Consider the following 14,178-nt stretch of genomic DNA (forward strand, 5'->3'; position numbering starts at 1 on the left):
GAGGGTGAGTATCTATTGCAGACTTTTTGGGCGGCACCATACGTCTTTGAAGTCAACCTTGCCCCATACATTCATAGTAATTCCGCTAAGTGAATTTTGATGGCCGATCACTCGTATATGCTGGTGTAGAAATAGCAGGCAGAAGTTTTTCACGAGCTCATCCTGAAGTTCGCGAAGAATCGCAAGACGGTCCGATTGCTCAGGCATGCGCAAGCAAGACGAGATCCGGTCATCTAATGTTTTTTGCCAGCTGCAAGGCAGCAAATTCCGAATTAAGCTATTCCGCGAGCGGTAGGTTTCAATCAGTGTCATATCTGGCTGCTCGCCTAGTACTTCGCCAACCGAGATCATGTCTGCTTGTATCATCACTTCTGGATCAATCAGCTCCTTCGCCTGGAGGAAACTTATTTGGATCTGTATGCCTAATTTGCCAAGGGCTTTTTGCAGCCAAATCGCGTTGTCTCTATTGGTGGAATTATCGTAGGTATAAAGCTGCAAAAGTTCGCCTTTATAAGAGGATGCCGCTAGAAGCTCTATAGCTTTGGTCATATTGTATGGCGATTGCATGCAGGATCGGTCCGTTCCGTCTGTGAAGATAAATCCGTTAGACGGTATAATTCTGCCTCCATTTAACTCTTCGACGGTGTCCCAACGATCAAGCCCGAAATGAATGGCCTGTCTCAGCCGAATATCCTGAAGAGGGCCCGGTTTAACTTGATTAAAGATAACATAGTTACTTCCATGCTCAAGCTCCTGCAGGGTATGAAGCTCATCCTTGCCTGCTTCGTGGTTCAAATGTGCTTCGTTGTAAAGCAATTGTACATTCTGTTCCGAGGCTGTTTCCGCAGGTACACCTTCATAATTCGGCCATACCCACATTTCAATGCGATCCAGATGCGGCCGTCCCTCGAAATAATGCTCATTTGCTTCAAGGACAAGCATCGAGGAATTGTTCTTCACTATGCGGAACGGGCCTGTCCCAACAGGCATGCCCGGATGTTCTCCATCCCAGCCTGTTGGAACAATATAGCAGCGATCGGTACCTATCATATTTGGAAATGCACCGATCGATTCGTTAAGTTCAAAAGTAACGCTATGCTTGCTGGACTTATATACATCTGCAATGACCAAGCTAAGCCAATCAGAAGGGGACTTTGTTATTATACGTTTAAACGTATGAACGACATCGTCGGAAGAAAGGATATGACCATCATGAAAGCGGACGCCTTTTCGCAGATAAAAAGTCCATCTTTTGCAGTCAGCATCAGATTCCCAATGATGAGCGAGCTTCGGGAGCAGTTTTTTCTCCTTGGTTGAATACTCCACAAGTTTGTTCATCAATTGCCGGAGCCAATTTAAATCGGAGCTGCGCAGCACAAGCGCGGGATCCAGAAGCGGCACCTGACGATAGTAGGGGAATCTTAATACGTCGAGCTCATCTTCATCCGTTTGAATACCAAACTGCATGTTGATCGATCTCATAAATTCATGTTTTTGCAGCTCATCTAGTGAAGCTATTAACTGCCAAGCCTCCTGAATGCTTTCCCTGCCAATCAATTCCTGCACCTTGCGCTGCAACAATTCCCGACTTGGTACGAGAAATTTAATTTCCGATTGATTTCCCCGGCCTCTGCCTGGTCTCCATTGAATAAATTGTTCGGACGACATTCGCTGCAGCACAAGTTGCGTATTTCGGCGGGTACAATCGAGCACCTTTGCTATCTCATCAACTGATACCGTGAGGATTTGAAAATCTGCAGTTGAAGCATAGCGGTCACGCAGTTTTTCATAATAATCGAGTATCTTCATGCCTAATTGTCATCTCCAACATCGTTAAAACTTCGAAGTCTATAACTATAAATGAGCAAAAGCCCGCAAGATTACTAGTTGTTCTCATTATAGTAACAAGCATAAACTCAGACTCCTTGCAAAAAAAAGAGAAATCTATTGAACGAATTATTCACTTTTTACTCTTTTCTTATACCCGCGGACGGAATTCCAGGTTAAATGGAAACGATTACGCACACTTTGTTTACCAATTAAACAAAGTGTGCTACGATAGAATCGAAGTTTAAAGCGCTTTCTTGAAATGACAACAAAGATTAGCAATGAAGATTCAAACCAGCCTTGTAAAGCATTCACATTTACCAATGAGGAGATCCGAAAATGAAAAAGCAAGGTTTAAATCCCTATCTTCCTTCATGGGAATACATTCCCGACGGGGAGCCGCATGTCTATCATGACCGTGTGTATGTCTATGGTTCGCATGACCGCTTTAATGGGCATGTCTTCTGCTTGAACGACTATGTCTGCTGGTCGGCACCAGTGGATGACTTGGCAGATTGGCGGTATGAGGGCGTTATTTATCGGATAACGGACGATCCGCTCAATCCGGATGGCCGGATGTGTCTTTATGCGCCAGACGTTACGCAGGGTTCCGATGGCCGTTATTATTTGTACTACGTACTGGACAAAGTCTCCGTCGTGTCGGTCGCCGTTTGCGATACGCCAGCCGGCAAATACGAGTTCTATGGTTACGTACAGTATTCCGATGGCACGCGACTTGGCGAGCGAGAAGGCGATCAACCTCAATTCGACCCAGGCGTCTTGACCGAGGGCGACCGGACGTACCTGTACACCGGATTTTGCGCAATCGGCGACAAGTCCCGAATGGGGCCTATGGCAACGGTGCTTGGTCCCGATATGCTTACCATTCTCGAAGAGCCTGTTTTCATCGCCCCAAGCGAGCCTTACAGTCAGGGCAGCGGGTACGAAGGGCATGAGTTTTTCGAGGCGCCTTCCATTCGCAAAATAGGCGATACCTATTATTTCATCTATTCTTCGGTCGTCATGCATGAACTTTGTTATGCTACAAGCCAGCATCCGATCCGGGGCTTTGTCTACCAAGGCGTCATTATCAGCAATAACGATCTCCATATCGATACCTACAAGCCTTCAGACAAACCGATGTATTACGGCGGTAACAACCATGGAGGTATCGTGGAGATACGAGGACAATGGTATATTTTCTATCACCGCCATACCAACGGTACGAGCTTTTCCAGGCAAGGCTGCATCGAGCCGATTGCATTCCTGGAAGACGGGACGATTCCTCAAGTCGAGATGACTTCTTGCGGGGCTAATGGGGGGCCGCTGATCGGCCGCGGGGAATACCCGGCCTATCTGGCCTGCAATCTATTTTGCCAGGACGAAGCGGTATACACGGGCACACACGGAGCCTGGATGGACGGTCGGTTCCCGAAGATTACCCAGGACGGTAAGGACGGAGACGAAGAGATCGGATACGTTGCCAACATGCGGGATTCCGCGACGGCAGGGTTCAAATATTTCGACTGCCAAGGTATCCGTCAGGTTAAAATCAAGGTTCGTGGCTACTGCCGCGGTTATTTTGCCGTGAAGACGGCGTGGGACGGACCGGAGCTCGGCAGAATTCCAGTTGACTTTACGAACGTATGGACCGAATATTCGGAGGATATCGTTTTACCGGATGGCAAGCAAGCCCTATATTTCACGTATGTGGGAATGGGTAACGCAAGCCTGGCTTCATTTACGTTAAATTAACATAGCGAGCAAAAACGAAGGAGCATGCTGCGGCAGCTCCTTTCGTCATTTTACCGATAGACCGGGTAACGCTGTTAGGCTATTCAAACAAAGTAGTAGACAGCATCAAGAAAAAAAAGGTAAAATTGATATTGTAGAATAGAGTTCTATAATATCAAACTGAAAGAAGACCGAACTCATGCCGATCATCCAATCGCTCGATCGGGCGTTGTCCATTCTGGACCTGTTCGACGAGCGGAATAGAGAGCTGAAAATTACCGAGATCAGCGCACAAATGCAGCTTCACAAGAGCACCGTTCATTCGCTGCTCAAGACACTTCAACTGCACCGGTATATCGAGCAGGACGCGGAGACGGGTAAATACCGGCTGGGCATGCGGCTGCTCGAGAAGGGGCAGCTGCTGCTTCAGGGCTTCGATATTCGGGAGATTGCGCGTCCCCATCTGGAGCAGCTGTCGCAGGAGACGGGGCAAACGACGCATTTGGTCGTGCAAGACGGCTCGGAAGGGGTGTATATCGATAAGGTGGAAGGTGCGAAAGCAGCCATCCGATATTCCCGAATAGGCAAACGCGTCCCGTTGCACAGCAGTGCAGTCGGCAAAGTGCTCGCTGCCTATTTGCCGGTAACGGAACTGAACCGGATCCTTGCAGCGTATCACTACCAGATCCAGACACCGCATACGATAACGAACGAAGCCGATTTGCGCGCCGAGCTTGAGCGCATACGGACAAATGGCGTCGGATTCGACCGTGAGGAGAATGAACCGGGAGTGCGGTGCACAGCCGCGCCGGTGTACGACCACAGCGGTCATGTCTCAGCCGCTGTCAGCATCTCCACAATGGTGTCCACTGTTAACGACGAGGAGTTCGCCAAGTTCGCCGCGCTGGTCGTTCGGACGGCAGACAGTATCTCTAAAGGACTTGGCCGATTATAAGTCCGTGTTCTCACGTACATGCCGTTAGGCATGTACGGATGACTGCTCAAATATGAGAACGTGGTTTTATAATATAAAACTGAAATGGGGTTGAGCGTATGCGTATCGTTCGTTACCGGGAAGCATCGTTTTCACGATTAGGCGCATTAACGGAGGAAGGGGCCGTCTATCAGCTGGAAGCGTCGGACCTGATGGAGTTGGTGGCCGAGGCGCGAGCTAAAGGACTATCTCCGTCCGAGCATGTAACCGGCTTGATCGCTGGGAAGGTGCCTATTGCTTTTTCTCTCGAAGAGCTTGAACTGCTGACACCGGTCGATGCGCCGGAAGTATGGGCAGCCGGCGTCACTTATTTGCGCAGCAAGGAAGCGCGGAATTATGAGGCAACCGGGGGTAAGCTGGATGCCACTACGTTCTACGACAAGGTGTATGAGGCGGAGCGGCCGGAGCTGTTCCTCAAATCAACCCTTGCACGTACCGTTGGACCGGGACAGCGGGTATGTCTCCGCAGCGATTCGAATTGGCAGGTCCCTGAAGCCGAGCTGGGTCTCGTGCTGGACCGAGAAGGGACTATCATCGGTTATACGGCCGGCAACGACATGAGCTGCCGAGACATTGAAGGCGAGAATCCGCTGTACCTGCCGCAGGCCAAGGTATGGAGCCGTTCCTGCTCGATCGGGCCAGCCATCCGTTTGGCTGAAACGGTTGCGGATCCGTATGCGCTGCAGATCATATGCCGGATTTACCGCAACGGCGAGAAGCTGGTCGACGAACAGGCAAGCACGGGCATGCTGAAACGCAGGCTGGAGGAGTTGGTAACGTTCCTGAAGCGGGATAACGAGCTCTATGACGGTACGGTGCTGCTGACCGGCACCTGCTTGGTACCGCCTAATCAGTTTACTCTCGATTCGGGAGACCGGATTGAGATTGAAATCGAAGGCATCGGCATCCTGGCCAATACGGCTGTCTATAAGCATGAACTGACGCAGCCGTTTTATCAGACCAATTAGGAAAGGGTGAGTGTTCATGAATGAACAAGCAAGAATCATAGACAATTATATTGACGGAGAATGGACGGCCCCGCTGTCCGGCAAGCGGCTGCCGAGCATCAATCCGGCAAATAAGAGAGAGGTTGTCGGCGAGGTGCCCGATTCGATTGATGCCGATCTGGAGAATGCCGTAGCCGCCGCCGAAGCGGCCCGGGTTCCCTGGCGGAAGCTGACCGGTGCGCAGCGGGGGGCCCTGCTGTTCAAGGCTGCGGATCTGCTCGAGGCGAGGCAAGAAGAGATCGGAAGAATGATGACGCGCGAGATGGGAAAAACGTTGCCTGAAGCCAAAGGCGAAACGGTGCGCGGCGCGGCGATCCTTCGCTATTATGCAGGCGAAGGCATGCGCAAGGTTGGGGACGTCATCCCTTCAACCGATGCCGAAGCCCTTATGTTTACGACACGGGTGCCGCTTGGCGTCGTTGGCGTTATCTCGCCCTGGAACTTTCCGGTTGCCATTCCCGTCTGGAAAATGGCTCCCGCGCTTATTTACGGAAATACGGTCATTTGGAAGCCGGCTACTGAAACCGCTGTCACAGCTGCTCTAGTTATGCAATGCTTCCATGATGCAGGATTCCCGGCCGGCGCGGTGAACATGATTGTCGGCAGCGGCAGCGTAATCGGCAGCGGGATTGCGTCGCACAACGGCGTTCACGGCGTCACATTCACCGGCTCCAACGCGGTGGGCAAGCGGGTCGGGCAGGCAGCGCTTGCGCGCGGAGCGAAATACCAGCTCGAGATGGGCGGGAAGAACCCGGTCATCGTGGCTGCGGATGCCGATCTTGAGCTTGCCGCAGAAGCTACGATCAGCGGTGGGCTGCGCTCCACCGGCCAGAAGTGCACGGCGACCAGCCGCGTCATTGTCGTTAGCGACGTTTACGAAGCTTTCAGGGAAAAGCTGGTGGCCAAAGTAGCGGAGCTGCGAGTCGGCGACGGACTCCAGGAAGGTACCTGGCTTGGCCCGTGCGCTAACGAAAGCCAGCTCAATACCGTCATGTCCTATATCGGCAAGGGCAAAGAGGAAGGAGCGCGGCTTCTTGTCGGCGGCGAACGGCCGAGCCAGCCTGAGCTCGCCGACGGCTTTTATGTAACGCCTGCCGTATTCGACGACGTGAAGCCGGATATGGCCATTGCAAAAGATGAGATCTTTGGCCCCGTACTGTCGCTCATTCGCGTAGACAGTCTGGAAGAAGCCATCCGGGTAGCCAACGATACCGAATACGGACTCAGCGCTTCCATCTATACACAGAATATCGGCAATTTATTGACTTTCGTTCAAGATATGGAAGCGGGGCTAGTCAGGGTTAATGCCGAAACGGCTGGCGTTGAGCTTCAGGCTCCGTTCGGCGGGATGAAGCAGTCCAGCTCGCATTCACGCGAGCAGGGGCAGGCTGCGATTGAATTCTTCACCTCCATCAAGACCGTTTTCATTAAGCCATAGGCCTTCGAGAGGGGCAATTCGGGATGAATGAACAGATTAGAACCATAATGGGCGGAGACGACGGGACCTTCTTCTCCGTGAAGACACATGCGCCTGGGCCTGCGGGCAAGCTCCCGCTGACGCCAGACTTATTGCTTCATGCGCCAAGCGGCGATCTGTTCGGACTAACGCAAAATGTCGGCATGGGCTGGAGCCCAAGCCGGCTTGGCGGGAAACAGGTGCTGATCATGGGGACGATGGGCGGCATCCGGAATGAGGATGGGAGCCCCGCGGCGCTGGGCTATCACACCGGGCATTGGGAAATTGGGATGCTTATGAAGGCAGCCGCTGACGAGCTGACCCGTGCCGGCCACATCCCGTTCGCCGGCTATGTTAGCGATCCGTGCGACGGGCGCAGCCAGGGAACAACGGGGATGTTTGACTCGCTGCCTTACCGTAACGATGCGGCGATTGTGGTTCGGAGGCTGGTGCGCTCACTGCCTACCCGTTCCGCCGTCATCGGGGTGGCGACCTGCGACAAGGGACTGCCAGCCATGATGCAGGCGCTGGCCAGCATGCGCGATCTCCCCGTAATCATTGTACCCGGCGGCGTAACGCTGCCTCCGACATCCGGGGAGGATGCGGGCAAGATCCAGACGATTGGCGCCCGGTATGCCCACGGGGAACTCAGTTTGGAGGAAGCGGCGGACCTCGGCTGCCGCGCCTGTGCGACGCCGGGCGGCGGCTGCCAATTCCTCGGAACTGCAGGAACGGCGCAGGTGGTCGCAGAGGCTCTTGGTTTGACGGTGCCCCATGCAGCACTCGCACCTTCCGGCCAACCCGTATGGGAAGAGATGGCGCGCCAATCCGCGCGAGCCGCGGCGGCTATGGCGGAGCAGGGCATTACATCGGCCCATGTGCTGACGGATGCCGCTATCCGGAATGCGATGGCGGTTCACGCCGCATTCGGCGGCTCTACGAATCTGCTTCTCCATATCCCGGCGATCGCGCACGCCGCAGGACTGTCAATACCGGATGCAGGCGACTGGACCGCGATTAACCGCAGTGTTCCGCGCCTTGTCAGCGTATTGCCGAACGGACCGATCCCCCATCCGACCGTCCGCGTGTTTCTAGCAGGCGGCGTTCCTGAAGTCATGCTTCATCTGAGACGGCTCGGAGTCATTGACGACCGGGTACTCACAGTGACTGGATCAACGCTGGGCGAAGTGCTCGATTGGTGGGAGGGCTCGGAACGCCGCCGCCAGATGCGCAGCTATCTGCTGGAGCAAGACGGGATCGACCCGGACAGTGTCATCTACAGCCCGGAGCGAGCCAAGGAGGCGGGACTAACCTCAACGGTGACGTTCCCGACCGGCAATCTGGCGCCGGAAGGGGCGGTCATCAAATCGACGGCCATTGACCCCGCTGTCATCGACAGTAACGGCATTTTCCGACATGTCGGGCGAGCCAAAGTATTCACAACCGAGCGTTCGGCCATCCGCGCCATCAAGACGGGCGGGATCGCAGCAGGCGACGTACTGGTGCTGATCGGCCGTGGACCTTCCGGTACGGGGATGGAAGAAACCTACCAGCTGACATCGGCTCTGAAGCATCTGCCTTACGGCAAGCATGTCTCTCTGCTCACCGATGCCAGGTTCTCAGGCGTATCCACCGGAGCTTGTATCGGGCATATCGGACCGGAGGCTCTCGCCGGAGGGCCAGTAGGTCGGCTGCGCACCGGCGACTGGATCGATATCCGGATTGATACTCGTCGGCTGGACGGCACCGTCCATATGGTCGGCTGCGGCGACAAGCCGGAGACCGAGTTGGAGGGAAATTTGATACTTGCCTCCAGGCCGCAGCATCCCGAACTGGCTGAGGATCCTGCATTGCCGGATGATACCCGGCTGTGGGCTGCGCTTCAGGCTGTAAGCGGAGGCACCTGGAAGGGCTGCGTCTATGATGTGGACCGGATACTTGAGGTCCTCTCGGCCGGCATGAATGCGCTTACAGAAGTAAAATCGGGACCGCATGCAGATTGAGGCCATAGACGACTTTGTTTTCGTTGAAGGCAGCAGGCAGCGGAAACTCCGGGACCAATGGTTTCGGAAGTGATAAACGTGATAGCGAATAGTAAATCATGTCATGTAGAATGGCTGATAATCCAGGAGCAGTTTGCCGACGCGGCAGCTGCTCTTTTTGTCGTTAAGCTATTGCCCAGAAGTTAACTGCTTCGTCTAATTTGCATAACACTGGCCACAAGAAGACGGATGAACTCATCGCAATATAATTAAAAAGAAGGCACCTTATTTAAGCCTTGCATTAATTATGGTAAAATGTGGGTTAAATCTATTTAGAATCGATGAAACAAATTAGGCTGGTGATAGAATGTGAAGATGTCTAAACTAGGGGAATTGGCCGTTATTGCTATTGTTGTTGTATCCGTTGTTTTATGTGTCCAGTACACCAAACGCACCTACTATGGGAATGATGGGGTAGTCATCAGAGCTGAAAGTAAACCTATGTTAAATGAGGTGCCGTTAGAGGTGAAAGCAACTATCGCAGAAGTTCATGGAATATTAGATGATTTACTCGGCTGGGGTGCGGATGAGGAGTTTCAATTTACGGATTCTGATAAGATACAGTTAAAGGATGCTGTTGACAAATTGGAGGGCGTTCCGCCGCTTTCAAGTGACTTTTTAAGAGAGGATTTACAGAATGCTCAAGACCTTCTTACATTCGGTGTCATGCGTGAGGATCTGAAAGCTGTACAGTATGCGTACCGTATCCTAAATGATTTAGATATTGCCTTTAATGATTACTTTGGCGATAAAGTTTGGCACTATTCGCTTGCTGGAGCGGGTAATGGAAAGAATGTCGAGAGGGTAAGAAAATATCTGAATCTCACGGATAATGGATAAAGAATTTCATTTACGAGACTAGTGATTACAACGGAAGTCGCATAAACTGCGGCTTTTTTATTTTTTGTATAGAAGTCCTTGTCGTCTGCTCAAGACAAGAACTTCTATACATAAGCGACAAGCGCACAACCAGGTTCGACCCGAGCAGCCCGTGAAGAGATGATGGTCATGCTGATGCGAGCAGGACGCAAATTCTGATTAAGCTACTATCGGAGGGATATGCTCCCTTCCTTATTTATCTTGTCTCTCGATGAAGCGTCATCTTTTTATGAGAAGGACAATATTTGCTAAGCTCCAGGCGGCTCGGATTATTTTTCTTGTTTTTCATTGTCGTGTAATTACGGGCACCGCATTCCGTACATGCTAAAGTAATGATCACTCGCATGATGATTATCACCTTCCTTTATCACCATGTTATGTATGAGCTGAACCAGGTGATCAGCACGAAATAAAGAATATACCGGATTTCATCATTTTTTATTTAGGACATGAAAAAGCATCCACTACTTCATTTTATGCCCAACTAGGTTTATACAATTTTTAGGAGTATCCTTCGTCCCGAAGGATACTCCTTTTACATTACGAAAAAATGCGTTACAGCCATTTTTTATTCGATTCTAAATCGTAATATTGTTGTATAGATCGTTTTATATTTTTATTGATATGCATAATGCAAACGTATACAATTCACCTAAAGAGCGTAATATTACGTTACCATTCCGGCCGGAAGGTATTTTCGTTCTTTAGAGAGGGGGATGTTTTTGGCGCGGTCGCTTATGAGTCAGAAATATTTATACATGATGGTTTTGCCAGGCTTTCTTCTCGTCTTGATCTTTAGCTACTTTCCCATGTATGGGATTCTTATTGCATTTAAGGATTACAGTGTGGCCAAAGGGGTATGGGACAGCCCTTGGGTAGGTTTTAAGTATTTTACGCAATTTTGGGATAATCCAATGGCCATACGCACCGTTAAGAACACAGTGTTGCTTGGCGTCTACAGCTTGCTGTGGGGGTTTCCCGCGCCGATCATATTGGCGCTGCTGTTTAATGAACTGCAAAGTATGAAGTTCAAGAAGTTTGTACAAACGGTATCGTACTTTCCGCACTTCATTTCAACAGTGATTGTCGTCGGGATGATTAAGGAATTCACTTCAGTGGACGGACTAGTGAATCATATTACCCAATTCTTCGGAATGGAGCCCATCAATTTTTTGTCGGAATCGCCATATTTTCGAACCATTTTCATAAGTTCGGGTATTTGGCAAGGGATCGGTTGGGGGACGATACTGTACTTGGCTGCATTAAGCAATGTCGATCCTACCCTGTACGACGTTGCGTCTATCGACGGGGCGAATCGTTGGGAGAAGATGAAGCACATTTCACTGCCCAGCATATTACCGACAACCATCATTTTGTTTATATTGGCCGTAGGCGGTATTCTCGGGAACGATTTTACGAAAGTCATGCTTATGTATAATCCAGCTACGTATGAAACTGCCGATGTGATCGGAACTTACGTGTATCGTGAAGGTTTGCAGGGCGGACGACTGGAGTATGCAACCGCGGTAGGGTTGATGCTGTCCGTCGTGGCTTTCTGTCTCATCTTCATTACGAACAAAATAGCAAGAAAATTTTCCGATTCGAGTCTATGGTAGGTGATTAACGATGCATTACAAACAAAGTTTCAGTTCCCGGTTGTTCGACGCAGCGAATTATGGCTTCATGATCCTGCTGGTCATCATTATGGTATACCCGCTCATGAACGTTATCGCGATATCGCTCAGCTCTCCCGATCATATTGATCTTGGGGATGTGGGTTGGTTTCCGAAAGGCTTCAACACCGTGGGGTATGAAGTGATATTGGAGAAGCCCAATTTGTACATCAGCTATAAAAACACGATTGTTTACGCAACAGCGGGAACTTTACTAACGTTGCTTATGACTTCTCTGATGGCGTATCCGCTGACGATTGCAAATTTTCGATTGAAGAAATTCATTACGGTTTTTCTTGCAGTGACGATGTTCTTCGGCGGCGGAATGATACCCACGTACATGTTGATGAGAAGTTTGCACTTGTTGGATACATTTTGGGTTATGGTTGTTCCCGGCTGTATCGGCGCTTTCAATGTTTTCATTTACCGATCATTCTTCCAAAATATCCCTGCCGAACTGCGCGAATCCGCCTTAATGGACGGGGCTAACGACTTTACGATACTATTTCGCATTTATTTGCCTTTATCGAAAGCTCTGCTTGCCACATTCGCATTGTTTTCTATTGTCGGTTTCTGGAACGAGTGGTTCAATGCGCTACTCTATTTGAAAGATGAAAGCAAGTATCCGCTTCAGATGTTTTTACGCAGTCTTATCATCGAGGATAGCGGAGCTTCGTCGCAAGACATTCAAAAAATGGTAATCGGCAGGGAAGTGAATCCTAAGAATATCCAGATGGCTGCGATTATCGTGACGCTGGCACCGATACTAGGTATGTATCCTTTCGTGCAGAAGTACTTCGTCAAAGGCGCATTGGTTGGTTCTATTAAGGGATGACCATCATTATTAACGAGTAAACAGGGGGGTTGAACAGTGAAAAAAGGTTGGATGCTCGTAATTGCACTTATGATGACAGTAACGTTAATGGCTGGCTGCAGCAATAATAATAGCTCTGAATCTGCTACCACGAAGGAAAGCGCAAATACACAGGAAAACAACAGCGTCAAAGAATTAAGCTTCGAAGTCATGATTCCTAAATTCGGTGTCGATCCTGCGGACACATTGATTCAAAAAGAATGGCAAAAGGAAATGGAGAGCTATCTGGGAGTCAAATTGAACATTAAGTGGAACCGCTTGCAATGGGGAAATGAATACTCCGAAAAATCGAAGGTGATGTTGGCGAGCGGAGAAATTCCCGATGTCATGCTTGTTCAAGGAAAGGATCAGATCGATGATTACGGTGCGGAAGGGCTTCTTGCAGACCTTACTCCATACGTTAATGAAAATCCGAACTATAAAACCTTCGTAGAAGCAACGCCTGATTCGGAGAAGTATCTTTACTCCGCGGATAAAAAGATATATGCCTTCTTCGACGGCTACAATAATCCGACAGACTTGGAACCGTCCCAATTTAATCCGGCATATCGGCTTGATATTTTCGAAAAGAACGGAATCAAAATTCCCGAAACAATTGATGAGTTTTACGATGCCGCAAAAAAACTGAAGGAATTGTATCCCGATGTGTATCCGGTTGGTATCAGCCAACCGTGGCTGCTCTACAACGGCTTCTTCAACTCGTTCCATGCGAATAGCGGGATTTACTATAACGGTGAAAAATTCGTTTTCGGCCCGACAGAAGAGAACTTTAAAGAAGCTTTGCAATTTATAAACAAACTTTATTCGGAAAAACTGCTGGATCCAGCCTTCATGACAGACGATCTGGATCAGTCCAGACCGAAAGCAACAACCGGCAAAACCTTTATGTACCCGGATATTTTTTCCGGATATGTTACCGAATTCAATACGAACAACCAAGCTTCAGTGAAATGGACCAATTCTCTGTTCCCGTCTTCGAAATACGGGAAAGGCTGGCAGCAGTGGGCCGAGCCGAGTGGCAAAGGACTGAACAACGATTCCGGTATCGTGATTTCCGCTAAAGCGAAACATCCTGAGCTTCTTGCTAAGCTGATCGATCATCAATACTCCGAAAAAATGATGGACCTGATGAACTGGGGGGTCGAAGGGACCACGTACGTGGTTAAAGACGGTAAGAAGGAATTAGCACCAAATATTTTGAACGCATCGAATATTTATGAAGAATTGAACAAGTACGGTGTGGGTACGACTAACAAAGCTCGGGCAGGTATCGTATGGACACCTCAAGACAAACTCGCCAAATACACCGATCCGGGCAGCATTACTACGTTCTACCATGATGGGAAAGCCGAGGAAATCAGCTATTGGGTCGCAAATGGAACCTATGCAAAAGATGCAGTGTCCCCTAACGATTTTGCGCCGCGTGTCGTATTTACGAAAGACGAAAACGATAAGAAGGCTAGCATCATGACTCCTATTGACACATACGTGAACGAATCGATGATTAAGTTTATCAAAGGGGAAATGAAATTCTCCGAGTGGGATGATTTCCAGAATAAGTTGAAGAAGATGGGCGACTACGAAGAAGTTGTAAAGATGTTTAACGATAAATTAAATCAATAGCCGTTTCGGGGGCTGAAGCCCTACTTCAGCCCCTTCTTTGCGGTTGCGGCGCTTTTCATCAGATTTGTT

The 14,178-nt window shown here is 49.9% G+C and carries 11 protein-coding genes; 9 read left to right on the top strand and 2 right to left on the bottom strand.

Annotated features, from left to right (window positions below):
• Positions 1-12 precede the first annotated feature (12 nt).
• On the bottom strand, positions 13-1,809 hold the full coding sequence (locus tag ACR9FF_RS09535) for an ABC transporter substrate-binding protein (RefSeq protein ID WP_435170632.1): 1,797 nt from the start codon (positions 1,807-1,809) through the stop codon (positions 13-15).
• 357 nt (positions 1,810-2,166) lie between these two features.
• On the opposite strand from ACR9FF_RS09535, the gene ACR9FF_RS09540 reads away from it, so the two are divergent.
• The 6 genes from ACR9FF_RS09540 (at position 2,167) to ACR9FF_RS09565 (ending at position 9,900) form a co-directional block, all read left to right on the top strand.
• The gene (locus ACR9FF_RS09540; RefSeq protein WP_435170634.1) at positions 2,167-3,582 is read left to right on the top strand and encodes a family 43 glycosylhydrolase; all 1,416 of its coding nucleotides are present in this window, start codon (positions 2,167-2,169) and stop codon (positions 3,580-3,582) included.
• Positions 3,583-3,760: 178 nt separating this feature from the next.
• Entirely contained in the window at positions 3,761-4,516 is a 756-nt protein-coding gene (locus ACR9FF_RS09545) for an IclR family transcriptional regulator (protein ID WP_435170636.1), read from the top strand.
• A gap of 98 nt (positions 4,517-4,614) precedes the next feature.
• Entirely contained in the window at positions 4,615-5,523 is a 909-nt protein-coding gene (locus tag ACR9FF_RS09550) for a fumarylacetoacetate hydrolase family protein (RefSeq protein ID WP_127493814.1), read from the top strand.
• Between the two features lie 16 nt (positions 5,524-5,539).
• Positions 5,540-7,000, top strand: a complete 1,461-nt coding sequence (gucD, locus tag ACR9FF_RS09555; RefSeq protein WP_435170638.1) for an alpha-ketoglutaric semialdehyde dehydrogenase GucD — start codon at positions 5,540-5,542, stop codon at positions 6,998-7,000.
• Positions 7,001-7,023: 23 nt separating this feature from the next.
• Complete coding sequence (locus tag ACR9FF_RS09560; RefSeq protein WP_435170640.1) at positions 7,024-9,021, top strand: YjhG/YagF family D-xylonate dehydratase; 1,998 nt, start codon at positions 7,024-7,026, stop codon at positions 9,019-9,021.
• A 354-nt stretch (positions 9,022-9,375) separates the two neighbouring features.
• The gene (locus ACR9FF_RS09565; protein ID WP_435170642.1) at positions 9,376-9,900 is read left to right on the top strand and encodes a hypothetical protein; all 525 of its coding nucleotides are present in this window, start codon (positions 9,376-9,378) and stop codon (positions 9,898-9,900) included.
• A gap of 235 nt (positions 9,901-10,135) precedes the next feature.
• On the opposite strand, the gene rpmG is transcribed toward ACR9FF_RS09565, so the two are convergent.
• A complete protein-coding gene (gene rpmG, locus ACR9FF_RS09570; RefSeq protein ID WP_015844858.1) occupies positions 10,136-10,285 on the bottom strand; it encodes a 50S ribosomal protein L33 in 150 nt (49 codons plus the stop codon).
• 370 nt (positions 10,286-10,655) lie between these two features.
• Here rpmG and ACR9FF_RS09575 point away from each other — a divergent pair, with 370 nt between their 5' ends.
• The 3 genes from ACR9FF_RS09575 to ACR9FF_RS09585 are packed head-to-tail and all read left to right on the top strand — an operon-like array spanning position 10,656 to position 14,109.
• Positions 10,656-11,555, top strand: coding sequence for an ABC transporter permease (locus tag ACR9FF_RS09575; protein ID WP_435170645.1), 900 nt, complete (start codon positions 10,656-10,658; stop codon positions 11,553-11,555).
• Positions 11,556-11,565: 10 nt separating this feature from the next.
• Positions 11,566-12,447: a carbohydrate ABC transporter permease gene (locus ACR9FF_RS09580; protein ID WP_435170647.1), complete on the top strand. Its 882-nt coding sequence runs from the start codon at positions 11,566-11,568 to the stop codon at positions 12,445-12,447.
• Between the two features lie 36 nt (positions 12,448-12,483).
• The gene (locus ACR9FF_RS09585) at positions 12,484-14,109 is read left to right on the top strand and encodes a hypothetical protein (RefSeq protein ID WP_435170649.1); all 1,626 of its coding nucleotides are present in this window, start codon (positions 12,484-12,486) and stop codon (positions 14,107-14,109) included.
• The last annotated feature ends 69 nt before the right edge of the window (positions 14,110-14,178 follow it).

The organism is Paenibacillus glycanilyticus (assembly GCF_051200795.1).
In the GTDB taxonomy this organism is placed as follows: domain Bacteria; phylum Bacillota; class Bacilli; order Paenibacillales; family Paenibacillaceae; genus Pristimantibacillus; species Pristimantibacillus glycanilyticus.

Excerpts from the sequence above, each read along its gene's own strand:
- ACR9FF_RS09575 (WP_435170645.1), top strand. The coding sequence starts at position 10,656 with ATGTTTTTGGCGCGGTCGCTTATGAGTCAGAAATATTTATACATGATG.
- ACR9FF_RS09545 (WP_435170636.1), top strand. The coding sequence starts at position 3,761 with ATGCCGATCATCCAATCGCTCGATCGGGCGTTGTCCATTCTGGACCTG.
- ACR9FF_RS09540 (WP_435170634.1), top strand. The coding sequence starts at position 2,167 with ATGAAAAAGCAAGGTTTAAATCCCTATCTTCCTTCATGGGAATACATT.
- ACR9FF_RS09580 (WP_435170647.1), top strand. The coding sequence starts at position 11,566 with ATGCATTACAAACAAAGTTTCAGTTCCCGGTTGTTCGACGCAGCGAAT.
- rpmG (WP_015844858.1), bottom strand. The coding sequence starts at position 10,285 with ATGCGAGTGATCATTACTTTAGCATGTACGGAATGCGGTGCCCGTAAT.
- ACR9FF_RS09535 (WP_435170632.1), bottom strand. The coding sequence starts at position 1,809 with ATGAAGATACTCGATTATTATGAAAAACTGCGTGACCGCTATGCTTCA.
- ACR9FF_RS09560 (WP_435170640.1), top strand. The coding sequence starts at position 7,024 with ATGAATGAACAGATTAGAACCATAATGGGCGGAGACGACGGGACCTTC.
- gucD (WP_435170638.1), top strand. The coding sequence starts at position 5,540 with ATGAATGAACAAGCAAGAATCATAGACAATTATATTGACGGAGAATGG.
- ACR9FF_RS09550 (WP_127493814.1), top strand. The coding sequence starts at position 4,615 with ATGCGTATCGTTCGTTACCGGGAAGCATCGTTTTCACGATTAGGCGCA.
- ACR9FF_RS09565 (WP_435170642.1), top strand. The coding sequence starts at position 9,376 with ATGTCTAAACTAGGGGAATTGGCCGTTATTGCTATTGTTGTTGTATCC.